We start from the raw sequence: 26,597 nt of genomic DNA on the forward strand, positions 1-26,597 counted from the left end.
TCTAGATCTGTGTTTATGTTGACTGCGATATGCACAATATTCACCTCAAGAATATTATGCAGTTATCCGACAAAACTGTACATTTTTAAACGATCACTTCTGTACATCTTAAAATTAGCATTTATACCAGATATGACTCATCAATAAATGTATTTGGAACCTCCATTACCTCACTCCATTGGCTTATATTTAACTCTACAATTAAGGTGTTATTACACCATAAAAGGCTTATCCTTCTTAGATCAACGCCCCCGATAATTGAATTCTAGGTTACTTTCTTAAGTATTTCTACTAATCCATTAGGGTATAGAATCTTTTTTCCTGAACAAAGCATTTTAATTGGAACCCATTTAGCATAAGATTTTCTGTTTCCTTCTTTGACAGAAAGGTAAGAATACTGATATAAGCTTTTGTCTATAAATTCAACTAAGTAAATCTGGAATAATTCGTGCCCAATATCATCATCTATCTTAAAAATGTTTTCAAGACAAGTTATATATCGCTTGATAATAATTCCAGCTCCTAATTCTTCATTATATTCTCTTAATATTGTCTCTTCAGATCTTTCGCCATACTCAATCGTGCCACCAATTGGACGATAATAGTACCCAGTTCCCTTTGAATGAATACCCTCATACTCCTCTAAAAGTAAATTATCCTCATAAATAATTAAACCTAAAGCTTTTGCACGTGGATACATATAACACTCCTTAGACCAACTAGATTATTAAATTTTGGAATAGTACTGCTACATCCCAACAGTTAGATATTAAACAAAAGAAGCGTTAATCCTTCTTAGATCAACGCCCCCGTTCGTATTATAATGTCAGCCAATCATTTCTGGTTGACCTATTTCATCTAGGTTATTCTTTAGGTAGCAGGGGTAGGACGTTCGCCCCCGTGGGACATGATCCCGACCAGAATATTGTCCACCCCCTACTTGTAGAAACATGTTTAAGGCTGGTTGGGACCCTGATCCCGTATAAAAAGCGAAGCTATGACACTGCAAGACAGGATAGGGGCTACCGGCGAAAAACAACATGAAGGAGATTGATAACCTATGGATCCAGTGATTTGCCTGGATGTCGCAAAAGGAAAAAGTCAAGTTCAAGTCTTTTACAGAAGAAAACCCCTTACAAGAAGAGCTTTGTATTCGAGCACAATGTTTTGGGATTACAGGATTTTTATAAAATTAGATACCTGCTATATGCTACTATATTTTGTATTATGGTACCCAAAGATATAAAGTTTTCTTTGAGTTAAACTTCTACCTTCAAAATAACTTGGACTACAAAGATTTTGGTATAATAAGTAAGTTGATATAAAAAATGAATTTTTTTGGAGGGGTCTCATGTTACTTTCTGATAAGCCTATTTACAAACGTGAAAATGATCTACTAAACAGAGCAGACTTTGCTTCTCAATTAGCACAATCCTTAAGTAACCATTCAGATGAGGACAGTTTGGTTATCGGTTTTTATGGGAAATGGGGATCAGGTAAAACGTCTACTATAAATATGATGTTAGAAAAGTTAGAAGAAAGCGTTCAAAACGATGTTCAAGAAAAATACATAATAATTAAGTTTAATCCTTGGAACTATTCTGGACAACATCAACTGATCAGTAGATTCTTTGAAGAAGTTTCTTATAATATTAGCGATAACGATGGAGGGAACTTAGAAGACTTAGGCCACAAGTTGCATCTTATGTCAAAAATAATAAGTCCTGCAAAATATATACCAGGTATTAGCCAATTTGGAGAGCTTGCTGAAAAACTTCTTACAAGTGCAGCGGAAACTTTTAACGCAGTAAACCAAGACCAAAGCTTAGAGGATATAAAAAGTGAAATAAATAAAGAGCTGGTAAAAAATGAAATTCGCTTAGTAATTATAATTGATGATATAGATCGACTACAACCAAATGAAATGAGCGAAATATTCCAATTAGTTAAAACAGTGGGTGATTTAAACAATAGTATTTACCTTCTATCTTTTGATAAGGATGTTGTAGCAAACTCATTATCAAAGTCTTTAGATCGGAATGGGTATGAATATTTAGAGAAAATAATCCAGATACCTTTTGAAATGCCTGTGATCGATAAACAAGATGTTGAAACCATTTTATTCAACGATTTAGATCGTATCCTCGAAGGGGTACAAGGTTTTGATAGAACTTATTGGACGAATGCATATTTAGATGGACTAAAACCATTGATTAAGAACTTGCGTGATACTAAAAGGTTTACTAACCTATTCGGCATGAAGTATAACGTTATCGGTACTGAAGTAAATCCAGTTGATTTAATTATTATTTCTGTCATTGAGGTATTCTTACCTGAGTTATATAAAATAATTAAAGACAATCCTGACCTTTTTGTTGGAGCAACAGATAGAAGTGACTTAGGAAATACAAAAGAACAACAAAGCGAAAGATATAAAAAAATTATAGAGCAAGTAAATGAACACCTACCTTTTGATATTTCGAGACTACTTAATAGGATATTTCCAAAGACAGAATCTTTTGTTCGCAACATGCATTATGGACATACCTGGTTATCGGATTGGCGACAGAAAAAACGTATTTGCAGCCCAGATTACTTTGAGACCTATTTTAAATTAAGTTTACCTAAAGGAGAAATATCTGAAAGTGATATGTCAGATATTCTGGAATCAACATCCAATGTAGAGGGTTTTTCGATACAATTTCAGAAGCTAAAGGACGAGGGAAAGTTAAAGAGGTTTTTAGAAAGGATAGAAGATTATTCTCTTAAGATTGCAAAAGAAAATGTAAAAAATATTATAATGGTATTATTAAATCGGGGAGATAGTATCCAAAAAGTTTCTAAAGGATTATTTTCATATGAAATGACCCCTTATTTGATTTACCGTCTTATTGATAAATTTCCAGAACAAGAGGAAAAATATAACTTGTTATACGAGGTTATTGAAAAAGCCAATAACAGCATCGATACCACCGTTCAATTTTTATTTCTTTTAGAGAAAGATATCAGTAAAGAAGATGACCCCAATCTTCCTGATGAAAAAATGAAAATAAGTCATGCACAACTAATTCAACTTCAAGAACTTGCTTGTAAAAAAATCTACTCTTGGCTTGATGAAAATGAATTTGTAGAAACAAAAAATTTACCATTTGTATTATATAGATGGAAAGAGTGGAACTCTGAACCTTCTGAAATAAACAAATATATCTCTAATCGAACAAAAGATGATATTCAATTACTGTCATTTGTTATAGGAGTCATGCATGAAGTCAAAAGTCAATCTGGGGATAACTATACCATTGAAACTACCCAAGATTTAAACCCAGAAGTTATATCAGACTTCATGGATATTGAAGTTGTTTATGAAAGGTTAGAAAAAATTAAAGAAGAGGCTGATGATTTAACTGAGAAACAAGGTGTATTGCTACAAACAGCAATTGATAAAATCCAAGTATATCTTTCAAGACAAGAAAAAAGATTAGGAAAACCTTAATCCATGATTGATCACTAAAAAAGAGCTCCACATCTGGAGCTCTTTTTCACGTTATAAAACCTTAGGACATATTTCATCAAAATCCCTGTTTGTTATATAATGAGTATATTATTGCACTGTTCAATTTGCTTAATTTATTTTCTTATTATTTTTATCCCTTATAATAATTTCATATGGAATTTCTTTAATAGATAACTCTTCAATTTTTAACTCAATTATTTTATCTGCGTAATTTTCAATTTCCTTAACCTTTTCATCGGAGTTTCCGAACCAACTATTATTTATTTTTGTTTTTATGATAATCTGTAATGGTTGAGGATGGAACGAATAAGCAAACCCTCTATATTCGTTAAATTTCTTATTTGTTTCCTCATTTATTGCAGTAAATATGGGTTGCCATTCCATATCACTTATCTCACCTTCGCTCTTCTTCTTTAATTTAACTGTAAATTTCATATTTGTTTCTGATAAAATGGTATTAGTAATGGTATTTTTGAGTTCTTCATTCCCTGCTGAACCTTTATCGGTTCCTTCAATTATGATTTCCTTCTTCGGTTTAACCGATATTGAATAGGAAAGGTTATTATAACCTTTATCCTTTAATACATCTGAAACTACATTTGAAACCTTATCTAATGATTCCATTAACTCTTTATCTTTTTCATTTCGGGTAATGTCCCTTTCCAAAACCCTGAACTTTATATCAAAATCTTTAAATCCTACCTCTTTTGCAGTATTAAATATTATATTTTCCATTTCCCTCTTGTTGGTGTCTAATAAACCCTTATCCTTAACTTGTACGGTTAAAATACGTTCTTCATTAGAGAAACCTAGTCCTACTTCATCGTATCCTTTGTCCTTTAATTCTTTTGAACTTTTTGTAAATAACTTTTCTAATTTCTCTTTTGCTTTTTTAGTTTCATCCATACTTTTAATTAATTCTTTTTCTATTTGTTCATCAGATTGAGCATTTTCCGATTTATCTGAGCTGTTTGCGAATACAAGTGGTGAACCAAAAATGATTATTAATAAAACAATGCCAATAGTAATTTTTTTCATAATAACCAAACCTCCTTAAGAGGAAGTATATGTCTCTTTATTTATCCTATTCATTGGTTTGGTTTTAAAAATATTTACACACCTATTAAAAATGTTATTAGAAAAAATATTAATGGTACAAATTGAACACCTTTTGGGTCGCTTAATCTCATTGACCCTCCTGCTTTAATAAACACAGCAGACATATTATTGCAATAGACAGTTGATCGAAACTATAAAAAAATTGCTGCTGTTTAAAAAGATAAACCTATTAGTAATAGGCCAGATACTGTATTACTCATATAAAACACGATTATTAGTTTTAAAAATCGACTTACCACATTGGTTCTTCAGTGCTCTTTATCTTAAAAAAATACGGGGCAATAAATAGTACTACCAATATTGTTATACCCTCAGTTAGATAAATAATATTATTAGGTAAATCAATTAGTGTTATATCTATTATTGCAAGTGGTATTAATAGAAAAAGCGGAATAAGAGCAAAGAGTCCAGAAAGGTTTCTAGTTTTTGCAGAGATAAATTGGGGCTTATTACAACAAGGACATATCAATTTATTTTTGAACCTAAATTGCCTTACAAACGTTTGTTTCCAAGTCCATTTACAATTACAATTTTCACAAGTAGGCATACAATTCCTCCTCTATACTGTCTCCATTTCTATTTATGGATTGTTATGTAATTGGTTTCGCCCTTATTCCAGAATCCTGCCCTTTAACGGAATAGCAAGCTTATCTGCTTCATAACTATATTTTAACATATTTTTCTAGGTTCCTTCGTTATTCACAAACAAAACCCAACGCAAATCACACCTAAATTCACAACTCTCCATTAATTATTTCTACCTTTGTGAAATGTGTATGTTAATTCATATTTGAATAAGCCAAAAGTTCCGACTAATGCTGATAATACAATAAAAAACGCACTGTGAATTTCATTGTGAAAAATCCAGTGAGTTTCGCTTTGATATTTACTTGTTTGCACCTCTGAAGTAAACCCTTTACTTTTTTTGTAGGGGGTTCATAATCTTAATCTATTTCGTTTTTCAATTTGTAATGCCTATAAAGGTTCGTCCTTGATTTGTTGAAAGGAATTGACAATCCATTGTTCACCTTCTTTCTGTAGAAAAACTTCAATGGTGATTCTTGAGTTATTACTTTTATTATTTGCTAGATTTATTGTTGTTTGTTCCATAATCAAATAGGAAGATGCATTCTCCCCTTCCATACTTGTATACACTCTTAGGTCTTCTACATCATACTCGTATAGTAGTTTCTCAGGCTCGTCAGAAAAAATCTGTTTAAATAACTCCTGACTTAAAACACTCTCAGCATTCGACTTTCTTTCTTCATAGTTACCTTCCTTAACGTTAAAGACCGATTGAACAAACACATTGACCGTTTCCTCAATTTTTTGTACATCTGTTTTTTCATAAGCTTGAGTCTTTTTCTGATTATCATTTTTCAGAAGACTAATTTCATTCTTTTGTCTCTCTGTTGTTTCTTTAAGCCCTTTAATTTCAGCAGTTTGTTGATCGATGGTGGACAGACTGAACCCTCCCCCAACGATTACGGTAATAGCAATTAATAGTATAATAGTTTTTAGAATGAGATCCTGTTTCTTCATCTAATCACCCTTGCCTGCAAATAGATTCATAGGATTCTGATGACCACTCCACTTGTTCGTCTTCCATTCAAAGTGTAAATGTGGACCAGTTGATGAACCGGTACTTCCGCAAATCCCCACCTGCTGTCCACGCTCCACAATATCTCCTCGTTTAACAGATAGATCCGAAAGATGGGCGTAAGCCGTAATAAATCCTTCTCCATGTTGAACCATCACTAGATTTCCGTACCCCGGTGTGCCGTTACTGTTATTATGAAATTTTGAATAGATGACCTTACCAGCATTTACTGATTGGATCGGCGTGACATGGTTGATGCAGCCAAAGTCGATACCCTGATGCATTTCCTTTGAGCCGTCAAATGGACCTTCCCGATAACCATAATTTGAGGTGACTTCCTTTATTCCATCTACTGGAAATGTCCATTCACCTTCCGCCACAACTAGTGTGGAGTAATCATGATACTGCATTACTGCGTCTGCATAATAGATATCACCATAACAGGCTCCGTATTTTGTGGCTTCTGGTCTTACACAGCTGTATTCACCAGTATGTTTCAATTTGTCATACATCATTGATGAGTATTCGATTGCAAGTTCCTGAGTATATTGACCTCCATTTTCAAAGACGAAATTGATGAAACCAGAACCGAAATTGTACGATTGGAGTGCAAGTTTGACGTCACCTTGTGCACTTTCTAGTATATTGGCAAAATACTTTACACCCTGTTTAATAGATAGCTCTGGATCATCGATACACCCGGCTTTCCCGCAATAGCTTTCAGAAGCTTGCATAGGATCATCTCCACGCCCACCAGATTCATGCATCATCAAGGCGAGGAGAATACCCACATGCTCTTCAATTCCAAACTCCTTCGCGTACTTTTCAACGGATGGTTTGTGTTGCAGGACTTCTTGTGACAGATTTGCAGTACCTTCTCCGTCAAGGGAGGTAGAATGATTGTTTACAAGATTATCAGCCCACATCAACAGCATGAAAAGAAGACCGAATAGAAGGGCGACAGCAAGGAGGAAGGGGAATAGATATTTGAAGAATAAACTTAATGCCACTGTTTTAGTTTTGGCTTCGATCGCTTCCCTTAACAAAGGATCACCTCCCTACTCGTCTTTTGAAGAATGAAAGTGTGATTTTTGATGTAATAAACCTTCTCTACTCCCGCCTAGCCTTCTTTCTGTTTTCGATCTGCTGGATGAATTGTTGTTTTGGTTGTTCTTTAATGCTTCATCTTTTGTATGATAATAAGGATTCCGTGCTGTTCTTTTATTGGGATTAGTCAATGTTTGTGAGGATTCACCTATATTTTGAGTAGATGTTTTCTTATTGTTGGATGTTTGTTCAGTGTTTGTGGAATTGTGTTTTATTTTTGGCTTTATTGGATTTCGCGTTGAAGTTGGAGTGGCTGGATTCTTTGAGAGCACGGCCACTTTTTTACTTTGCATATTCACATCTTGATATGAATGTCTGTCTATATGATCTGTTAATGCTGCAACTTCCTTATTGATACCCTGGTGTGCCATACCAGTACTCTGCGGTTCACCCTGTTGGGCTTGACCGATACGAGATCGTGCACTCTTCACCTTCTCATGAATGGAACCGCTGACATTTCGTGCAGATTGACCGATCATCGCTATACCATCACCAGCTTTTCGACGGCTATGCGCGAAGGGTGGGCCTGGCTTTTTGATTCCTGTCTTGCCATTGAAATGTGAGACATTACGAAATCCTTTCTGTGTCCGTGAGAGAGCAGTCCGACCAGTTCGTTCTGCACCCATATCATTGAGACTTGGAGAGGCCCCTTCCAACATGCTGAAGACGAATTGACGCTTCATGTACATGAAGATGATCGCGACACTGAAAACGATTTGAATGAAAATCCGGTAATACAGGTCGTTGGACATATTCGTCATATCATATCCAAGTGTGATGAAACTCGTAGCCACCAAAATGAAGAACATGGTGATCGCCTTGAAAAAAACAAGGATGAAAGTGCCTTTTGTGTACCGGGCGACTAATGCTTCAAACGATGGGAAGATGCTTATGAATAGAATGAAAGGTGCAAGCAACATCATTAGTATGAACGCAAATTGCAGCATGATCCGAACCAAGGCGATGAAGAAAAAAACAATACCTTGAATGATGGTTGATAATAACATGACCATGATGTAACCAGCTTGTTTGAAAGCATTTCCAGCAAAGATTTGTTTGTTGTTGTAATCTGTGTATTCGTCTTTCGCTATTTTTTCCCTTTGATTCATACCATCTTTGGTACTTGGGTCCGCCTCTAAATACTCTTTTATTCTGCCAGACTTTTCATCGTTAATTTTTGCTTCATCCGCACTTCCATATTGAAGAAGAAGATATGGTTGGTAAATTAATGCATCAAATACCTTGTTCTCTACTGAGACAGAAACAGAACGGGCAGAATTCTCATTAAAACTGTCAAAATTGAATGATTCATCCTCCGTCAATGACGGATTGACCTCCATCAATGCATTTTCAAGAGTAGTGGAAAAGCCATGGGCAAAATCGATGTAATTGAACTTTTCCGTTTGGATAGAGAAAAGCAATGTCAGACTGAGCATAATCAATGAGAGTAGCTTGAAAAAGGCTTGCCAGTTTTGTTGGATATAAGCCCGTATCACAATCCCAAAAGAGGCGACAGCCAATGCGAACAAACCGAAATTATAGGTCAGGGTACTAGCAGTACTCGACGTGATCTCTTCTACCGCCCCTTTTGTCATTTCGATAATATCGAGGGAAAATAATTGATATACGATCATCAGAACGATATTGGCAACGACAATATTGACCATCCAGATGAAGCTTTTGATTGATGTTGCCACTGATGAACCCGTCTTTCCTGCCACATCCCACCAGCTGTCCTCTGCATAAGTCATCAATTCATAACGATTTTCATCGTATTGTTTAGATTTCCTTTCTTCTCCTTCAAGTGTTTCTGCATAAGTAAGATACGGCGAACTAAAAAAAAGAAGTAGAAAAAGCAAGGAAACCATTAACTTCCACTTCATAAGATCATCTCCTACTCAAAAGAAATACATTTGTCAGTAGGTTCGAAATTCACGTCACCATTATCAACCTTATAATCTTTCATTAAAAAAGTTCGCTGATACTTGGAATCATTGGTTTCCCAATAAACGATATACTCCCCTTGGAATTCATTATTAGGACTGCCTTCTTCAACGGCTTCACATACTTCCATAACCTTGATATCCTCTTTTTTATAGTTACCTTCTTTAATCACTTTTTGTTTTAAGGCACGATCTGCCACAGCACTGTTCACTTTTTCTTCATCAAGGTCAAACTCATTTCCCCCACAACCTCCAAGGACAAATAGAATCGTAGATATGAATAGTAGTACTGATCTTTTCATTAGTTACACCCTTTCTTCAGCTGTAGGCTTCTTCTAAATGTACCGCTTCAGATTCTTTTTCCGTCGTCTTGAACGCTTCAAACCATTCATCAAAGAGGATATCGATTGCGATTGCCTGGTTCCGGCCAAGATGATCCTGGAATAGACACATACCGGATTTAAGATTACTGACGATCTCAATGTTTTCAGGATTCTCTTCCATATCGAAAAATCGTAAGACAGGTTTGATGGACTCATCTGATTTGGGACGGAAAGCGAACTTGATGCCGATCTGCTCTTTCGTCGTATCCACGTTGAAATCATCATAGGCTTGCGTGACAAGGACGATATCCGTCCGTAACGATCTTCCGGTCCGCAGCATTTCATCAATCAGATCCTGACCGTTGGAGGAGCGTTTCAATGTCCATGCTTCGTCAAAGATGATCATGGCTTCCTCCTCTTTCTTGGTTGAGAAGGTATGGACATATTTGGAGATCGACATCATGAGACATAGCCCGATGCGTTCCTCTTCGTTCATGTTGTCTGACGCTGGAAGACGCAAACCTTGAAGCCCTAATACATTGATTTGACATTCAAAATCCAATCCCTTTGACTGTTTACTCCCAAACAGCATCCGCCCAAGTCCGTACCGGTACTTTTGAATGAACTTGCCTAACGTCACATCCTTCTCGATGATCCGTTCCAGAACACCAGTCAAGGTAGGGAAATCATTTCCTTCCACTTCTTCAATGATGGAGTCATAGATGATGACCGATTCATTCCTTGATCCTCTGACTTCCGCAAGTGTGTTGAGGATCATCATCGCCGTCTGGATCGCCTGATCCCCTTTCAGAAACACGAGAGGATCCAATGCCCCGTGGTACTCGTTTTTTTCGGAAAGATGAATGAAGTTGATCCGATCATACAATTCCCTGAACTCCGGTATGTCGCCATATTTGTGCAAAGCATCCTGATAATACCGCTGGAATTCATTCTTCGGATCGACATAGAGGACTTTTGAGCCGAAAAATGTACACCATGTAAAAAAGTTCTTCACCAGAACCGATTTCCCGCTTCCCGGTGGACCTGTGATCAGGATGTTCCCGTTCGTATGGGTTGCACCGGAGATTGCCTTCTTCGTTAGTAATGGGTTGAAGACGACGATGTTGTTATTGATTTCACGTGCCTGTTCGACGCTCGACAACTTCTTTCCGGTAATGACTTTCCCGAGGACCATACCGAACCGGTTCCCGACTTTGTTAGAGAGATCCATGGCTGACTGGGCAAGATACGTCTCATCCACCACCTGTTCAAAATAGCGATAGTCATGGTAAGAAGCTGGCAGACTCTGTGAAAATAGTGTCAATTGGTCGACGAGGGGCTTCGTAATGAGAAATCCTGTGTTCTTGAAAAGGTTTTGAAGCGCTTCCTGTTTATCCTTTAATCCTTCCCTTAAACGATCCGCAATCACAAGCGTGAAGGACATATGAAGCACCTTTCTCGTATCGTTCTTGAGATCCTCCAATAGCGTTTCCAATCTTTCTGACGCCATTTCCACCACTGAATCATCATCCGTCGTATTCGTGGAACGGATTTCACGGTCAAAATTGGTGAAACGTCGTTTCAATTTCCGGACCTGTCTGATGTTGGTCGCTTGATCCTTGAAATGATATCGGATCTGGAACTCGACAGGGAAATCGATACTCTCGAGAATGTCCTGGATGAACCGGTAGTTTTCAACTGAAACAGGCATTTCTGAAAAGGGCATGAAACAGAGGTATTCGGTATAATCTTCATGTTTCACCGTCATATGACCGTATTCGTTTTTGACGACACCTTCTGTTAAGTTATAAGCCCCTTCCGGCGGATCGAAGCGATCACTGGTCCGATGGAACATATAATAGATGAGTTTGTCGATCTCCTTTTCGGTAAGCTTTTTGAAATTCTTATGATACGCAACTTTGTTGCTGAAGGATCGTTCAAGTTCCGTATAATACTCGAAATCATCCTCTACGTGCGTCTGGAACGTCATCAGTTTCGAGAGATCTTCCCGCACCCTTTTCGTGAATTTCTTCATGAAGTCACCGACATCAACCATGACAGCGTTATCCATTTTGTTGAGATGGATGGCGACGTACACATCGTATTCATGGAGGAAGACTTCGTTTTCCAGTGTCACAGAAGCTCGGTCAAAGTAGACACGGCCGATATCCGAAAATTCCCCTTTCACGATGTTATCATTGATGGCGCGAGTGAACGTCGGGAAATCAAACTTCTTGGGAATGATCATGATGTGATAATCGTATTCCGTGTGCGACAGGAATGCTGCCGTCCGTTCGATGTAACGGTGGAATTCGACTTCACTGTTCAATCGGATATTTTCCTCGTCCAGTTTGTAGAATGCCCAGACCTGTTTCCGTTTGTTGAAAGCCATATTCTGATATTTGAGCTCGATCGGGAACTCAAGCATATTGTTCATTCATCTTCACCTGCTTTCATATGCGGTTCGAACACCAACTCTTTTCCCATTTGCTCACTCGCCACTTCGATGAAATGTTCATATGAGGTCCCTCTGGTCCGATAAAACCGGATACGATCCTTGATGAATGGGATGAACTTCTTATGGTCGTATTGTAGGTTGAATACGACGAATGTGATGACCCCTGGTATGACGGTTATGAGGATCAGCCAGTTCTTCGCGAGGAACCCTAGGACGTTCCGGTCCCCCCTGATACCGATCATGACGAAACCGATAACCAACAGTGCTGCGAGGATGATGGAAAAGATCATTTTCCGAACCTCGATTCCATTGGAGAATTCCATGGCACCGATCCTGTAAATCTTGATCGGATACTTATATTCCGCTGTGTAGTTTTCACCTCTGGGTTCCACAGGGAGGCCTCCTTTATTGGAAGATGGATCCACCGAACGCTTTGGCTATGGCTTCAATTTGCGGACCGAAGAATACGACAATCAGGCAACAGATTCCCATTGCAAGGCCTGACAAAAATGCTCCCCAATCTTGTCTTGTATAAGCTACTAAGGAACGAATAGTCATGATAAAAAGTACCAGAAAGGCGATTTGAGAAACAAGGTTCGTCGTCACTGCTTCCAAGCTGAAATTCATTTTTACATCCTCCCTATTGAATGGTTTCGATGAAATACTTGGCGTTTTCACGTGAAAGTGTCAGTTCATACGTAAATAAGCTGTTAAGCGTTGTCTCTTTATTCTGATACTGGACATCGACGACTGTCTCATACTTCCCTTTGTCGTTTTCGACGACCTGCAGGATGGTCACACTCTGCAGGACTTGATCCCGCAGCCCCCGTTCCACGTTGGCCATGAATGGCAGTTTTTCATCACTCGTGCCATATGAGGTGAAGAATTCCGTCAAGAAACCGTCCAGCTTCTTTTGCTCTGTCGATGTGATGGGCTCACCCTTTAACTCCTTCTGCTCGGCAGTCATAGAGGTCTTCAGTTCCCTTTCTACGAGACGAGGATTCTGATAAACCGCATACCCTTCCCCATCCGTCGTCACAGGCACCACGATTTCGATACTGTTGGAAATGGACTTGGGTTCCTGTTTCTTCACTGTGTCCCGTACTTTTTCAGCTTCCTTTCCGTCTTCCTCGCGCTTTTCTTTTTTCTCGGTAGCCTCCTCCGCTTCGGAGATTTCGATAATTTCATAGTCTGCCGTAAAATGGACGTTGGCTTCATGACTGCTGATTCGTTCTGTTTCGATGTATTGCAGATTCTTCAATGTCCGGCTTCCCTTGAATTCCTCAAGTGATCCTAAACGCTGGATGTCATAACCATTGACGAAAAACGTGCTGAGGGATTCCAAACGGCTTTTCCGCTCTTCTGCCTTTTCGGGTATTGTAAAGTAGTTTCGTAAAAAGTCTTCCGTAAAAACGACGATGGAGTGGGAATTGATCAGATCCGACTGGTTCACTTGATTAAGTTGTTCTTCGATGGAGTTTTCCTGTGCTTTGACAGAATTACGGATGGTCTGGTATTTGCTGAAGAAAATGACGTTGAATAATAACGACAAAAAGATGACGGAGAAAAAAACGATGCTTGTGATTCGTGTTGAGGTTCTTCTGGAAAAGGGCACTTTCCGAGTCCCTTCTTTCCCATTTCCGGTACCCATTCTTTTTGTACGTTGAAAAAGTTTGGGTTTCATGACTTCACTCCTTCGGATTTCAAGGTAAGAGTCAAGCTTTCAACGGATGGCGGATATAGATGACTTCCGGTTTTATGATTTGTCCTGCCGCTTTTCGGGCGAGGATGAATTGTCCGGTTCGAAGATCCCGTATCTCATCTGGCGAAATCTTGAACTTCTGGACATTCCGCATCGTCCCCATCTCGGACTTCAGATCGACGCGCCGGAGCCGGCCGGATTGTTCTTTCGTCTGGATGGTCAAGTCGATGTCTTTGAACGTTCCCAGTATATTTGCCCAGGCTTCCACTTCCTCAGAATGGTTTGTCTGGCCGATCGCAAAGGTATTGGTATTTCCGATAATCTGCCTGGCGAGAACAGGATCGATCTTTTCAAGATCGGCAATCGTCTGGGTTGCGATGATGCAATGGAACCCTCCTGAACGCGACTTATTGACGGTATCCACGATCTTGTCATTCGCATAGACAGAAAATTCGTCGTAGATGGCGAGCATCGGCTGGTCACCTTTCTTCTTCCGGTTCCGATAGGAGACAAGATAGTTCAAGTCGAGGATGAGAAATCGTGCGATGACTTTGATGAACGTATCGTAGATCAGGCCGTCGAAGCTGACGAATAGTGCTTTCCTCTTGTCACTGACTTCGATCAGGTCCAGTCCATTCTCCTTTTCCTCGAACAGATGCCCCAACTCACTGTCGAGCAATAGATAAAGTTGGGTACGGACCGACGAGGCATTTGAGAAAAGGTACAGTTCCCCTTCCGCTTCGTGCTCATATCGCTCGAAGAAACGTTCAAAATACCTTTGAGCCCTGCTGCTCCTCACCATTTCTGTCTTCTTTTCCTTAACACTGGTCGTAGTTTCAGCTTCTTCTGTCTCCTCCTGCTCATCGAGGAAGGAGGAATACGCGTTTTCCTCATAGGAACCATCAACCTCATCAATGTCGACTTCTTCGACATCGGAATGCAATACATCCTTGATTTCATTCGGATTCAGGAACTTCGCAAATGTCCATAAATCCCGTTTGAAACCGTAGTCGTCGATGAACTGGATGATCGCCTGAACTAAAGAGGTGGAGATTTCAGTATAGTAATGGCTCTCTGTCGCGATCAATTGTTCGAGCTTATCTTTGATGACGGTTGCGTTCCCATATCTCAGAGGATTGTAGGTAAGCTGACCGTCATCCGAGAAAATGTCCAATGTCTTCCCGTGTCGTTCACACAAAGCCTTTACATCATCGATACTTTCCGAGGAACCCTTTCCATCAATGAAGATCAACGGATAATCCTTGAGCAGTGCAAACTCGATGTAATTGAGAAGCAGAACGGTCTTTCCTCCTCCCGTCGTTGCTGGGACGAACATATGTTGGTTGATTTCTTTGAAATCCATGGAGTAGGGTTTTCCTGTCTCGGTGATCCCCAGCAGTAATTGATCCGTCTTCCCTTTCAGAAAATCGGCGCGCCATTTTTTTTGGACTTTTTCCGCGAGTTGGAAGCGCTGTTGGTATGTCTTCTGGAAGCGTGGAGATCGCTTCACCGATTCCCGTTCATCCTCCTTTGAACGGACCCGTTTGGAACGGAAATAGTCCATTAGGACAGACCAGACATAAGCCACTGCCATTCCACCGCTTCCATACATCAGGAGTGAGAAACCATTGGGTTCGACCGTCTCACCGACCAATTCAGTCAACCATGAAAAATCGACAGGCAACACATGGTACAGTGTAAAGTAGCTTCGAGGCTCATAAACAAGCATTCCGATGAACAGTGCACAGCCCAGAATGGATAAAGCCAGGTGGGTTTTTGGTTTCTTAAGTAAACGTGTTGCCATGAAAAACGGGATTGAAAAAATGAACAGTGGGAAGATCAACAAGGCAGCAATCAACATCCCGATCCCAAGTACGAGTTCTTTGCTCAGTTCTTCATTGCTTTTCGCCAACGGTTAACAACCTCCCAACCAACTCCAACTGCAGCATTTTCGCTTCGATCCCTGCCCGCTTGGCATGCTTGATGACGGTATCTTTGATTTGATTCGTTTTACAAAGGTACCGGACCATGTTGTATCGTCCTTCACGGATTTCGTTTCGATATCGTTCCATTTTCGCCAGGTAACGTTTGGATGATTTCTGTGTCAGCTCGACTTCATAGGCAATCCGTTGTTCGTCCTCGATAACGACGAAATCCGGGATCCGGTCAGGCACCTGCTTCAGCTTCGTAGGGTTCTTCCGTTCATTCCGGGAAAAATTCTGATCGAGGTATTCGCTTCTCAGTTCCCGTTCCGTGAGGAATTGGAGTTCTTTTCCCTTACGTTTTTCCAGCTGATTGAATGCCATCAGGCAATCATTCATGAGCATCTGATGATTCAAGAGACCAAAGTTCAACTTCGTGAAAGGCGTGAGTGGACTTCCAAGATAGTCGACACCTCTCGGCCGAACGGCAAGAACAAGGGTATATCCGATTTTCTTTTCCGTGATGAATCCCAATGACAGCAGTTTCTTCTTCGTGTTATAGACTGTGACATGGCTAATTTCACCTTCCAGATAGTCGACCAGTTGGGTGGATGAGATGACTCCGAACCGATTGATTACTTCCAGCACTTTTTCTTGCTTCGCTGCCAATATACTTGATTGGCTGGCTTGCAATTGTCGAAAACCTCCTTCCTCTTCTGAATTTTGACAATATTCACTATTCATAAAAAATTATAGTTGTATATTATCATCCTCTTTTTCCAAAAACAACAGTTCGTACAAAACATTTACATTTCGGGCATCTGCGCCGTCGTGGTACGTTGACCTCACACAGGATGATGTTGGCTGTGTGAGGTCAACGTATTTTCACAGCGATAGCGAAGAAAAAACAAGGCGCAGATGCCCGGCATCAATTGTCTAAACCCAGGTATCCTTTAAAAAATTACGTCCTTGAATTAAATACTTATTAAATAGATTTTTAACAACGATTCTTCCATTTGTTCATAAATTTAAAAGCATTCCTAGGATAAATAAATCTATTATTGTTATTTCAAAATATTGTAAGGTGGTGTGTTGAATTTTTATATTTTGCGATTCCTTTTGAATAATCGACATCATCCTAATCGCTGGTTCAAGACTCTTTTATCTCCTTTGATGATGACAGTATAGTCTTTACACATCTCATAAATCCGAGATCCTAACGCTTCATCGATAGCCTCCAGTTCGTCGATGGTCAATTCGGATGAAATGAGAATGGGAAGATTATTCAGGTACCGGTAATTAACAAGAGCATACATTTTCTCAATTTGCCATTCTGTGGCTCGTGGTTTCCGGTTCTTACCGATTGGCTTGAATAGATCATCGATGAAAAGAACATCCGTTTTCTTCATCCGTTCCATTTTTTCTTCCAGCATTTCGAAATCGTTCTTTAGATCATCAAATCCTTCAACATAAGGAAAGTAAAGGACGGATACCTGTTTCTCTACCATCAGATGGTTCGAGATAGCTGTAAGTAGGTGTGTCTTTCCCGAACCCGGCTGCCCTAACAATGCAATGCTGTTCCTTCTTGTGTTTTGGATATCCATGAAATCTAAAATGTACTCTTTCGCACACTGGTTGGCGTCTTTAATCATTTGGTCTTTTCCCTGTATGACGAAATTTTTGAAGTTATTTTGTCTGAATGATTCCGTGATTTCTGAAGACTGGAGGAGCATTTCGATACTTCTTAGTTTGACGCAGCTGCATTTTTCTGAAAAACGATCATGCCATTCCCATGCCTTATCCGGGGTGCATACTTTTCCGAGATGATAGTGTGACTCAAGCACCTTACTGGTAGGTACACACATCTGTTTTTGTTCATCCCATTTCCATTCCGTATCCTTATGGACACGGTATAGGATGAATCCTTTGTCTTTACATTCCGTGCACTCATGATTCTCTACTATTGACTCGACCTGTCTGTCCTCCGGTAATGGAAAATGCTTCTCCTGAAGATTCTTCATGATGGTTTCCAGACGGTTTTCCATCGTTATCCTCCTTCCGGTTATTCGAAAATTCAAGATCAAGCACTTCTACATCGTTAAGGTTCTGAACGTTACTACGAACCCAATTGGTCAGGATCGCTCTTGAATAATTCCAGGATGGTCTCTTAGTTTGGATCGATCGGTTCAATGCTTCGATGACAAGTTCTTCGTTTAAAACTTTTACCCATACCTCGATTTCTTTTTTGATTTCCGTATTGGCTTTACCTATTTTTTGTTTATATAAGTCATAGGGTATTTGATTGTTTTTGGATTTCTTTTTGGTTTGATTTTCTTTTTTATATTTCTTTATATCTATTTCTTTCTCTAATTCTTCTTCTATATCTGTTGCGTTACCATCCGTTACTGTAACGTTACATACACCGTTACGTGATTCAAGCCGTTTCTTTTCCCTGTGCTTCGCTACTCGATCCCGGGTCTGTTTGCGGATCTTATCAAGCCCTTCGACATTCTGATGTTTCTCCCAGTTGCTGATGGTGATAAAGTGGTCATCTTTGATTTCGATCATCCCGAATTCCTCGAATGTCTTCAGTGCTAACCTGACGATATTAAGCGGACGATTGAAAATCGTGGCAAGCATTTCATCGGTGTATGGAATCGTTTTATTCAAATAGATGTAGCCATTGGCATTGGTCTTTCCTGCCTGTGTCAACAGCTTGATCCAAATGATGAGCAATGCATCGGATTCAGGCATACACTCAATCAGTCTGATCTTTTCATCTTCAAACATTTGAGTACTCAGCTTGATCCATTTCACTTCAGACAATGTTAACCCTCCTTGATCGAATGCTCCTCACTTCATCCCGTAAAGCCATCTTTTTAGGTACTGTTTTGTCTCAGCTGCTGGAAAATACCACTTTCCGCCGACTTTGATTTTTGGAAATTCTTTTTCATAGAAAAAGTTGTTGAGGATCGTATTCCAGCTCATGCACGTTCTTCTTTTCAGTTCATTGGAATCCCAATAGACCATATCTTTATCAAGTTTTTCGATCCGTCTTTCGATGGCTTCCATGTACATCTGTCTTATCGCTTCCTCATCTACCTGTACTTCAATGAGCTTAGGATTTCTTTCTACTTGTTCGAGCTGATTCGACATATTGAACCCTCCTCTTGATTCAACAGTGAGACAATCCTTTGTTGTGGGAATTAAACAGACGGTTTATAATAATGACAGTATGTTTTATTAACAAACCTTTCGATCCTGACAGCAGCTAAATCAGGGAATAAATATTCCGGGGTGGTTTCAAAATAGTTGGTCAATCTGAATAACAACTTTGCATCTGGGTTCCCTCTGCCACTTTCGATATTGCGAATGTGGCTTTCGCTTACATTCAGATCAATTGATAACTGTCGTTGGGAAACATTGAACTTTTGACGTAGTGAACGGAACCTGGAGCGCCGAAGTGTTATGTTTTCCAAAATATCACCCTTTTCTATTTTGTGTTTTTAATTGACACCCACACCGTAACACGTCAACTGAAAGCATGTCAATGGTAAAAACGTCATTTTTATAAACATTTTTAGTTTTTAGGAGGAACAATTATGGATGAAGAAAGAAAAAGGCTTATCGGAAAGCGTATTCGGAAATGTAGACTAGATAATAATTTCTCTCAAGATGAATTAGCGAATAAGTTGAAAATGAAACGATCCAATGTGGCGAATTATGAATCTGGTAGAGTTGTTCCTCCAGGGAATGTTTTGATAGAAATGTCACAAGTCTTTAATGTTACGACTGATTATTTATTGGGAAGCACAAATGATCCGTATACGAATGTTTCATTGGATGACAATGACTTAAAACAAATCCAGAGACAAAGAAATCGCCTTACCGGTAAAGATAGAGAAAGATTAGAAAATATGATAAAGATGTTGAAGCTCTCATTTCTTGATGCAGAAAATGAAGAGGGTGATGAGGATGACGAAGAAGACAACTTATAAAGCAGACTTCGTCAAGGCACAACAATACGCAGATGATGTGTTAAAGGAAAACAATATTCGTGAATTACCTGTAAGAGTGAAAAAGATCGTTAAAAGCTTTCCGAATTTGAAAGTGAGGACGTATTCCTGGTTTGCCAAAAAGCGAGGCTATTCACATAGAGAGGTATGTGATCTCGTGGATAGTGACGAGGGTTGCTGTCTATATTATGAATCTCTCGATGAGTATTTAATTCTTTATAACGATAGGATAGCGAACAAAGGCAGAAAGAGATGGACCCTCGCTCATGAGCTGGGTCATTATATCTTGAACCATAATAAACGAACCTATAAGTCTTCGCTTGCAAGAAGTTCCCTTACCGAAGAGGAATATAACGAGTTCGAAAGTGAGGCGAATTGTTTCGCTCGCGAACTGTTAGCACCTCCTCCAGTTTTAAACGAACTGAACGTAACGAACCCTAGCAACATCTCAAATATATGCGACATATCAGGTGAAGCTTCCGTCAATGTCTATAAGTTTCTTAAACAAGGAGCTCAATTTGGTATCAAGTATCCTCCAAATAATCCAGTACTTCAACTATTCTCAGATTTTATTAATAAACTAAAAAATTGCAGGCGATGTATAGAGTGTAATTTCACCTTTATTGAACAAAACGCTCGTTTTTGTCCATCGTGTGGACATAATGATTTAGTCAAAGGCTTCAGTTATAAACAAACATCTATAGTGAACACAATAGATGTTGATAGACCGGATAAGACGGTTAAGAGATGTCCAAGATGCAAATACGATGAGTTCGGTATTGATTCAAATTATTGTAAAATATGTGGTACTTACATAATTAACAAGTGTACAGGCTTTCATTGTAATGAAGGTGATAGATTACAAGAAAATATTAAGTGGCATGCTCACCCTGGCGGATGTAGAGAACGATTAGATATCGATGCGAGGTATTGTCACAAGTGTGGAGCAACTTCTACTTTCCTCGAAGATGGATTAATCAACGCTTACTCTATAAAAACATAACCATATAGACCCATTTAAGATTACTTAAATTAAGTTCCCTATTCCGGAGATGCCCGTCGTTCACTATTTCATATTAGGAGGTAATGTATTGGCTACATTTAGAAAGCGCGGCGATAAGTGGGAATATCGAATATCATATAAGGACCCTTTCACTCAAAAATATAAATTGAAATCAAAAGGTGGTTTCAGAACAAAACCTGAGGCAAAATTAGCTGCAGCAAAAGCAGAATTAAAACTTTCCGAAGGATACGAACAGGCTCCCGCCAGTCTGATAACGTTTTTACAGGATTGGTTAATAGAATACAAAAAGGGAGAAGTAAGAAAAAACACTTACCAGCTTCATGAACGTAACATCACTAAATACATTCACCCCTATTTTAAAAACATACAGCTTTCAGATGTTAAAGCGATTATGTATCAAAAATTTTTAAACCATTTGACAGCTCAGGGTTATAGTAAACGCACTGTTGAAATTATCCACACAACCATGTATAACGCACTTGAGAAAGCTGTAACATTAGGAAAACTTGATAAAAATCCTTGCTCAGGCGTGACGATTAAGGGTAAGCAAAAAGATAACTCTTTGAAATTCATTGAGACAGAAGATATCTCTCGATTCCTTAAAGAATCATATAAATATAACTATGTTTATTGGATATTTTTTAAAGTGCTAATTGAAACAGGTATGCGAAAAGGAGAGGCAGCTGCTTTGCAGTGGACGGATTTTGACTTAAAAGAAGGATTAGTTTCCATCAATAAAACGCTTGATTTTAATGCTAAAGACAAATCTGAACTATTTTGTGAACCAAAAACTTATAGCTCCAAAAGGACAATAACAATCAGCAAAGGCTTACTTAATGACTTACACTTCCATATGAAGTATCAAAACCAAAATAAAATTGCATTGAATGAAATTTATCATCATGATCTTAACTTAGTGCTATGTCGGAATAACGGGGACATTATGCCAAAATCAACACTATTTAACGCCTTTGAACGTATTTTAAAACGTGCAGACCTCCCGATGGTACCAATTCACTCTTTACGCCACACACATGCTGTTTTATTGTTGGAAGCAGGAGCTGATATGAAGTATGTCCAGGAACGACTAGGACATGGTAGCGTGCAAATTACATCAGATGTATATGCACATATTTCAAAAAAGATCGAAAAAGATACCTTAGGCAAATATGAAGAATATATGAAAGAAGTTTATAAGTAAAGGTTATTTTTCTTAATGCTGTTTTTCATATTGAAGTAAATGGTGATAAAAGTGAATGGCGTACTCATATGATTGATTATTGAGCACGCCAATTTTATATTTTTCCGGAGTTTTTATTTCTTCACTTCAAAGCCCCCTCGTATGGAACTATGGTGCATCCAATACTCTTGAATTGCGACCGATTGTTGCACATCCTTATCTTTTGGAAAAACCTACACATTTTAAAATAAACTGATCAATATATGTTCAGGAAAGAGGACTGGATTTTCCACGTCAATCTATATATTTTTCTTTCACGACACCAGATTCATCTAACATCTGATAAAGGATTGAAATATCAGTATTAGTACGTCTTCTTCCAAAACGATTTTTTGAAAATGTGAAATATAGGTTTCTTTTTGAACGGGAAAGCCCAACAAAGAAAGTACATTTATCTTCATCTTCTTGATGAGAAAAACTCCAAAATGAATTATCATCAAATCCTACAAAAAATACTACGTCAAATTCTAGCCCCTTACTTTTATGAATTGTCATTATTGGAACTGAGTCATTACCTCGAAATGAATCTATTGCAGCTATCCAATCATTTTTTGACATAAAATATTGATATAAATAATCCGTTAACTCTTCACGTAATTTATTTATATATGGGCCTTGTAAATATTGAGGGTAATGCTTCTTAATCTTATTAGTATCATAAAAATCTACAATATCCATTAATAATATATTCAATTCTTCTGGATGAGTTATTTTCTCCAATCTTCTTTTTACAGTTTTTAACATGATTTTAAACTGTTTTCTCAATTCATCGATAATAAAAGGGGGAGCTATACTTGATTTGCCCTCAAAGAATATCTTCGCCTCCCAGATAAACGACCAGGCATCACTATCTTTAACATTTAGAGCTGATTTCAATGTGTAAAGAATAAGCAAAACTATATCTTCTTTTAATAAGTCTTGGAATTTTGCTTCGTTCCTAGCCTGAATATTTGCTTTTTCCAGTACTTCAACAATTTCATCACAAAATTGCAGTACGCTTTGCTTTACTATAATACAAATATCTCTATATGAAATTTGGTGCTGTTGAATTAATTGCGTTATTCTTTCAGCAATATGTTCTGCTTCGGTAATTGAATCATTAAAATACCATATTTCAGCAACCCCTTCATCTTCAGTCCATTTTGGATTTGCAATAGGTGAAAATGGTATATCTTGCAAATAATTATTAACTATTTTTTGTATCTCTAGTAGTCTAGGAGCTGACCTATGATTCATAACTAACGTATATTCTTTTGAATTAAAATCATTTTTGTAAGAATCAAATATATCGGGTTTCGCTCCTGCCCATAACATTATTCTTTGCCTATTATCCCCGACGGCTGTAATTGATGTTTCAGTATTATGAAAACACACTTTTACTAATGCATATTGTACACGTGTAGTATCTTGAAATTCATCTAAAAAAACATGTGAGTAAGTCTTCCTTAAAGATTTTAATATTAGTGGATTAGACTCTAAAATGTAGATCGCTAAAACAGATATCATTTGAAAGCTCAAAGTTGGTTTAATATCGCCATCACCTTTAAGTAATTTATCCCATACATCTTTATAAACACCTGATAAATAATCTAATCTTCTTTTAGTTAAATTATCAATGTACTGTTTTTTGATTTTATTGTTGTATAAGTTTTCCCTACATTTTGAAAAGGCTCGAACAAATTCATTCTGATTTCCGGCTATTTCGTAATTTGGATCAGGTCTAAATTCCTCAGGTAGCGCATATAAAAACCTATCTAATATACCTTTTGCAAATGAATCGAAAGTATGGGATATAAATCTAGCTTCCAAATTTTCAGGTAACCTAAGTTTTATTCTATCCTTTAAATTTACTGCTGCATCTTTTTTAAAACTTAATGCTAAAATTTTACTAGGGTTTGCACAACTATTCGTCTCCAACAAACAACTTGCTTTTTGAGTTAAGAGTTCTGTCTTACCAGCTCCTGGCCCTGCAACAACTAAAGAATTATTTAAATCCTTTACAGCCTCCAGAGCAGCTGGTTCTAATATTAATCCATCACCTGGTTTCCATTCCTTAATTGAAATTCCCATACAATTCATTCCTCTATATTAAGTAATAGCTTGACTTTATCTGCTATATTTATAAATACATCGGGAATATTTGCTTGTAGGTCATCATCAGCTATATAGTTTAATGCTTGCAAATGTGTCACTGGCTTTCCTCTGGTTAAGAAGAAATAACTATACCATACCATTAATTCCTTTTGTTTTTCAGTATATGTATGGCCATCCCCACCGTTTTTCTTTAAAGCCCTCTGCACATCACTTTCAATTCGTTCTTGATAAGCTAAAGTTTGTTTTTCTTGTTCTGTTAATTCATAAATTCTTTTTTGCTTCTCATTTTCCTCTATTTTGATCAACGGTCCCTCATTTTTTTCTAAAGTTTGTAAATATGCATCTAAAAATTGCTCAATCATTAAAAAATCAATATCTAATGGGTTAGAAAAATAAACATTGTACTTTTCTAACATTTTTGTCCAAGAATTAATGTAGTCATATCCTTCCCATGTATGCATATTTTCCAACTCTTTATCTGTTAATATATTACCGCCTTTAACTGTTAATAATTGATTTCTATTGGTACCATTTTCAAGTAGTTGTTTTATAGCATATTTAATTCTTCCCCAGCCACCGCCTTCTCTTTCTCTATCTAAATCTATCAAAGTAAGAAAAGGTATATTCAATTGATTTAAGAGCTTCCAAAAGTGATTTACATGTCGACCGCCTAAAGGAATTACAGATATACCAACGGTATCAATGTCATCCATGTATAAACTTATAAATTTTGGTATTATTATTTCTTCACTATCGCCTTCTCCTAATACCACTAATGATGAAAAATATAATTCTGGGTAAGCTTTAATTGCCTCTTTTACATATTTATATGATTCGTCTTGTTTTTCAGGTAGCACAATCTCTTTAACAATAGTTGTACCATCTTCTATTCTTAAATGACGGATCTCAGTTGGCTCTACACGTTTAATAATTGATGGACTGTGAGACGTTATCAATACTTGAGAATTATTTTTATTTCGTATGTTATTTAAATTTTTTATAACCTTACCTAATTGATGTGGGCTAACATGATTTTCCGGTTCTTCAACTAAAATAAGTGTTAAAGCTGGTGGATTAATATTTAATACTCGTTCTTCTTTAGAAACTCTTTTTTTTATTTCTGTTATAGCTTCATTTTCTAATTCTAATAGAGAATCAATTAAAGTCAGATAAAATAAAGACTTCAAACCATCCCCTAAATCATCCACTTTAAAGGCCTTTTCGGTATGCGCAGGGGTAAATTCTACTTCGAGTTTTTTTAAGATATTATCCAAATCACTACTACCAAATTTAATATTAGCCTCATTATATCTGGGATCATTATGATAGTTTTTCCATGAAGAAGAAACCACTTTTTTTACAACAGTAATGCCAGATTGCTTAGCAACCTCCTTATCAAGTTCATCGATTTTATTATTTATCTTTTCTTTATCTGAATCTTTCCAATTAATTTGGTTTAAAATTCTCCATAGTATTGTTCCAGTAGAATTTTTCAACTGTTCGGAGGGGTTTCTCACTGCTGGAATATATATAACTTGTATTTTGTTTCTATCATGTGCAGAGATTGGTTTAAGACCGTCCTCGTCTTTATTCACCACATAATGATATTTATAATCTATTATTCCTTCAGGAGAATTTCCTTTTTCATAACTTGCATCTAAACGAATAGCGATATATGGATTGCCACCCGGTTGATCTACTATAAAGTTTTCAAAATACTGAGCTATTCCGTAATCATCCTCTTCTAATCCTTTACTGTCCTCATCAAAAAATTCAAAATAAGCTTCTATGTAAAAATTACTTTCTATTATTTCATCTGGTGTCTTATCTAGAGGTATATGAAAATCAGATTTAGTTATTTTTGAATTTCCAAATAACTTTTGAAGCGCACTTAATACTGTAGTTTTCCCTGAGCTATTATGACCTATAAATGCGGTTAAATCAGAAATATTAATGGTTGTATCAGTTGGTCCAAAGCTACGATAGTTGTTAAAAACCAATTTAGTTAATTTCATAAAAACCCCTTTCTTCCCAATATATTAATCATTATAGATTACAACGTAGTTTCATAAATTATTTTTGCTCTTTATATAACATCTTTCTTCCCATGACCTTGAAGTTATGCTTCTTTACTTTAAGTACGTTTTTTCATAAATTAACATATAATATCCATTTTCTATGGGCCAAATTATTCAACAATCTAACCCTTTTACGGATTAAAGGTAGTATCCTCTTATTCCACAATGCTGCCAGCTGAATAATGGTCAACATAAATTCATATCTATATTTTAACATATTTTTCTAAATCCCCTTGATATTCACATCTAAAATCACAAAGCAAATCACACAAGAATCACTCCCCTACATAAATTATTTCTTACCTTGCAAATCGGGTTGTGAATGCAAGTACCTTTTTCAATCAAACTCCTTATAAAACAAAAAAACGCATGTGATTTCGTGTGTAAAAAATCGCATGCGTTTTCATGTACGAATTATACTGTGTGTACTTCCAAAGAGAACCCGTTTTAATGTTAA

23 protein-coding genes are annotated in these 26,597 nt (G+C 37.5%); 4 read left to right on the top strand and 19 right to left on the bottom strand.

Going from position 1 to position 26,597, the window contains the following annotated elements:
- Nucleotides 1-265: 265 nt before the first annotated feature.
- Nucleotides 266-700 carry an NUDIX hydrolase gene (locus tag ACTWQL_RS09305; RefSeq protein WP_443142181.1) on the bottom strand — a complete coding sequence of 145 codons (435 nt, stop codon included), beginning with the start codon at nucleotides 698-700 and terminating at the stop codon, nucleotides 266-268.
- A 651-nt stretch (nucleotides 701-1,351) separates the two neighbouring features.
- On the opposite strand from ACTWQL_RS09305, the gene ACTWQL_RS09310 reads away from it, so the two are divergent.
- Complete coding sequence (locus ACTWQL_RS09310; protein WP_443142182.1) at nucleotides 1,352-3,493, top strand: KAP family P-loop NTPase fold protein; 2,142 nt, start codon at nucleotides 1,352-1,354, stop codon at nucleotides 3,491-3,493.
- Nucleotides 3,494-3,622: 129 nt separating this feature from the next.
- Here ACTWQL_RS09310 and ACTWQL_RS09315 read toward each other — a convergent pair whose 3' ends face one another.
- The 16 genes from ACTWQL_RS09315 to ACTWQL_RS09390 form a co-directional block, all read right to left on the bottom strand.
- Complete coding sequence (locus ACTWQL_RS09315) at nucleotides 3,623-4,552, bottom strand: hypothetical protein (protein ID WP_443142183.1); 930 nt, start codon at nucleotides 4,550-4,552, stop codon at nucleotides 3,623-3,625.
- Nucleotides 4,553-4,865: 313 nt separating this feature from the next.
- Nucleotides 4,866-5,180, bottom strand: coding sequence for a TIGR04104 family putative zinc finger protein (locus tag ACTWQL_RS09320; protein ID WP_443142184.1), 315 nt, complete (start codon nucleotides 5,178-5,180; stop codon nucleotides 4,866-4,868).
- 428 nt (nucleotides 5,181-5,608) lie between these two features.
- Nucleotides 5,609-6,175, bottom strand: a complete 567-nt coding sequence (locus ACTWQL_RS09325; RefSeq protein WP_443142185.1) for a hypothetical protein — start codon at nucleotides 6,173-6,175, stop codon at nucleotides 5,609-5,611.
- Nucleotides 6,176-7,279 (bottom strand): lysozyme family protein, encoded by a 1,104-nt coding sequence (locus ACTWQL_RS09330; RefSeq protein ID WP_443142186.1) that lies wholly within the window; start codon nucleotides 7,277-7,279, stop codon nucleotides 6,176-6,178.
- 12 nt (nucleotides 7,280-7,291) lie between these two features.
- A complete protein-coding gene (locus ACTWQL_RS09335) occupies nucleotides 7,292-9,223 on the bottom strand; it encodes a CD3337/EF1877 family mobilome membrane protein (protein WP_443142187.1) in 1,932 nt (643 codons plus the stop codon).
- Between the two features lie 11 nt (nucleotides 9,224-9,234).
- Nucleotides 9,235-9,585, bottom strand: coding sequence for a hypothetical protein (locus ACTWQL_RS09340; RefSeq protein WP_443142188.1), 351 nt, complete (start codon nucleotides 9,583-9,585; stop codon nucleotides 9,235-9,237).
- A gap of 16 nt (nucleotides 9,586-9,601) precedes the next feature.
- Nucleotides 9,602-12,043: an ATP-binding protein gene (locus ACTWQL_RS09345; RefSeq protein ID WP_443142189.1), complete on the bottom strand. Its 2,442-nt coding sequence runs from the start codon at nucleotides 12,041-12,043 to the stop codon at nucleotides 9,602-9,604.
- Nucleotides 12,040-12,456 carry a conjugal transfer protein gene (locus ACTWQL_RS09350; RefSeq protein WP_443142190.1) on the bottom strand — a complete coding sequence of 139 codons (417 nt, stop codon included), beginning with the start codon at nucleotides 12,454-12,456 and terminating at the stop codon, nucleotides 12,040-12,042. The genes ACTWQL_RS09345 and ACTWQL_RS09350 overlap by 4 nt, the downstream gene beginning before the upstream one ends.
- A 13-nt stretch (nucleotides 12,457-12,469) precedes the next feature.
- Entirely contained in the window at nucleotides 12,470-12,691 is a 222-nt protein-coding gene (locus ACTWQL_RS09355) for a hypothetical protein (RefSeq protein WP_443142191.1), read from the bottom strand.
- Between the two features lie 13 nt (nucleotides 12,692-12,704).
- Complete coding sequence (locus tag ACTWQL_RS09360; protein ID WP_443142192.1) at nucleotides 12,705-13,748, bottom strand: conjugal transfer protein; 1,044 nt, start codon at nucleotides 13,746-13,748, stop codon at nucleotides 12,705-12,707.
- A gap of 31 nt (nucleotides 13,749-13,779) precedes the next feature.
- Nucleotides 13,780-15,678: a TraM recognition domain-containing protein gene (locus tag ACTWQL_RS09365; RefSeq protein WP_443142193.1), complete on the bottom strand. Its 1,899-nt coding sequence runs from the start codon at nucleotides 15,676-15,678 to the stop codon at nucleotides 13,780-13,782.
- Nucleotides 15,662-16,381: a hypothetical protein gene (locus ACTWQL_RS09370; RefSeq protein WP_443142194.1), complete on the bottom strand. Its 720-nt coding sequence runs from the start codon at nucleotides 16,379-16,381 to the stop codon at nucleotides 15,662-15,664. Before ACTWQL_RS09370 ends, ACTWQL_RS09365 begins: the two co-directional genes overlap by 17 nt.
- A 440-nt stretch (nucleotides 16,382-16,821) precedes the next feature.
- The gene (locus ACTWQL_RS09375) at nucleotides 16,822-17,733 is read right to left on the bottom strand and encodes a DnaA ATPase domain-containing protein (protein WP_443142195.1); all 912 of its coding nucleotides are present in this window, start codon (nucleotides 17,731-17,733) and stop codon (nucleotides 16,822-16,824) included.
- Nucleotides 17,636-18,514 (bottom strand): phage replisome organizer N-terminal domain-containing protein, encoded by an 879-nt coding sequence (locus ACTWQL_RS09380; RefSeq protein WP_443142196.1) that lies wholly within the window; start codon nucleotides 18,512-18,514, stop codon nucleotides 17,636-17,638. Before ACTWQL_RS09380 ends, ACTWQL_RS09375 begins: the two co-directional genes overlap by 98 nt.
- Nucleotides 18,515-18,541: 27 nt before the next feature.
- A complete protein-coding gene (locus ACTWQL_RS09385) occupies nucleotides 18,542-18,844 on the bottom strand; it encodes a group-specific protein (RefSeq protein WP_443142197.1) in 303 nt (100 codons plus the stop codon).
- Nucleotides 18,845-18,894: 50 nt separating this feature from the next.
- Nucleotides 18,895-19,167 (bottom strand): helix-turn-helix domain-containing protein, encoded by a 273-nt coding sequence (locus ACTWQL_RS09390; protein WP_443142198.1) that lies wholly within the window; start codon nucleotides 19,165-19,167, stop codon nucleotides 18,895-18,897.
- A gap of 123 nt (nucleotides 19,168-19,290) precedes the next feature.
- Between ACTWQL_RS09390 and ACTWQL_RS09395 the strand changes: the two genes are divergently transcribed.
- From ACTWQL_RS09395 to ACTWQL_RS09405, 3 genes are all read left to right on the top strand, one after another.
- The gene (locus ACTWQL_RS09395; protein ID WP_443142199.1) at nucleotides 19,291-19,686 is read left to right on the top strand and encodes a helix-turn-helix domain-containing protein; all 396 of its coding nucleotides are present in this window, start codon (nucleotides 19,291-19,293) and stop codon (nucleotides 19,684-19,686) included.
- Nucleotides 19,664-20,707 carry an ImmA/IrrE family metallo-endopeptidase gene (locus ACTWQL_RS09400; protein ID WP_443142200.1) on the top strand — a complete coding sequence of 348 codons (1,044 nt, stop codon included), beginning with the start codon at nucleotides 19,664-19,666 and terminating at the stop codon, nucleotides 20,705-20,707. Before ACTWQL_RS09395 ends, ACTWQL_RS09400 begins: the two co-directional genes overlap by 23 nt.
- Nucleotides 20,708-20,795: 88 nt before the next feature.
- A complete protein-coding gene (locus tag ACTWQL_RS09405) occupies nucleotides 20,796-21,929 on the top strand; it encodes a tyrosine-type recombinase/integrase (RefSeq protein WP_443142201.1) in 1,134 nt (377 codons plus the stop codon).
- A gap of 273 nt (nucleotides 21,930-22,202) precedes the next feature.
- Here the strand turns inward: ACTWQL_RS09405 and ACTWQL_RS09410 are convergent, their stop codons facing one another.
- Together ACTWQL_RS09410 and ACTWQL_RS09415 are read right to left on the bottom strand one after the other, a co-directional pair.
- A complete protein-coding gene (locus ACTWQL_RS09410; protein WP_443142202.1) occupies nucleotides 22,203-24,038 on the bottom strand; it encodes a UvrD-helicase domain-containing protein in 1,836 nt (611 codons plus the stop codon).
- A 5-nt stretch (nucleotides 24,039-24,043) separates the two neighbouring features.
- Entirely contained in the window at nucleotides 24,044-26,077 is a 2,034-nt protein-coding gene (locus tag ACTWQL_RS09415) for an ATP-dependent nuclease (protein WP_443142203.1), read from the bottom strand.
- Nucleotides 26,078-26,597 lie beyond the last annotated feature (520 nt).

The organism is Pseudalkalibacillus sp. R45, from assembly GCF_052246725.1.
GTDB lineage: Bacteria > Bacillota > Bacilli > Bacillales > Fictibacillaceae > Pseudalkalibacillus.

Bases quoted from the DNA above. Each gene is read 5' to 3' on its own strand.
- ACTWQL_RS09325 (WP_443142185.1), bottom strand. From the start codon at position 6,175: ATGAAGAAACAGGATCTCATTCTAAAAACTATTATACTATTAATTGCT.
- ACTWQL_RS09310 (WP_443142182.1), top strand. From the start codon at position 1,352: ATGTTACTTTCTGATAAGCCTATTTACAAACGTGAAAATGATCTACTA.
- ACTWQL_RS09415 (WP_443142203.1), bottom strand. From the start codon at position 26,077: ATGAAATTAACTAAATTGGTTTTTAACAACTATCGTAGCTTTGGACCA.
- ACTWQL_RS09385 (WP_443142197.1), bottom strand. From the start codon at position 18,844: ATGTCGAATCAGCTCGAACAAGTAGAAAGAAATCCTAAGCTCATTGAA.
- ACTWQL_RS09355 (WP_443142191.1), bottom strand. From the start codon at position 12,691: ATGAATTTCAGCTTGGAAGCAGTGACGACGAACCTTGTTTCTCAAATC.
- ACTWQL_RS09360 (WP_443142192.1), bottom strand. From the start codon at position 13,748: ATGAAACCCAAACTTTTTCAACGTACAAAAAGAATGGGTACCGGAAAT.
- ACTWQL_RS09375 (WP_443142195.1), bottom strand. From the start codon at position 17,733: ATGGAAAACCGTCTGGAAACCATCATGAAGAATCTTCAGGAGAAGCAT.
- ACTWQL_RS09410 (WP_443142202.1), bottom strand. From the start codon at position 24,038: ATGGGAATTTCAATTAAGGAATGGAAACCAGGTGATGGATTAATATTA.
- ACTWQL_RS09395 (WP_443142199.1), top strand. From the start codon at position 19,291: ATGGATGAAGAAAGAAAAAGGCTTATCGGAAAGCGTATTCGGAAATGT.
- ACTWQL_RS09315 (WP_443142183.1), bottom strand. From the start codon at position 4,552: ATGAAAAAAATTACTATTGGCATTGTTTTATTAATAATCATTTTTGGT.
- ACTWQL_RS09400 (WP_443142200.1), top strand. From the start codon at position 19,664: ATGACGAAGAAGACAACTTATAAAGCAGACTTCGTCAAGGCACAACAA.
- ACTWQL_RS09345 (WP_443142189.1), bottom strand. From the start codon at position 12,043: ATGAACAATATGCTTGAGTTCCCGATCGAGCTCAAATATCAGAATATG.
- ACTWQL_RS09305 (WP_443142181.1), bottom strand. From the start codon at position 700: ATGTATCCACGTGCAAAAGCTTTAGGTTTAATTATTTATGAGGATAAT.
- ACTWQL_RS09335 (WP_443142187.1), bottom strand. From the start codon at position 9,223: ATGAAGTGGAAGTTAATGGTTTCCTTGCTTTTTCTACTTCTTTTTTTT.
- ACTWQL_RS09320 (WP_443142184.1), bottom strand. From the start codon at position 5,180: ATGCCTACTTGTGAAAATTGTAATTGTAAATGGACTTGGAAACAAACG.
- ACTWQL_RS09340 (WP_443142188.1), bottom strand. From the start codon at position 9,585: ATGAAAAGATCAGTACTACTATTCATATCTACGATTCTATTTGTCCTT.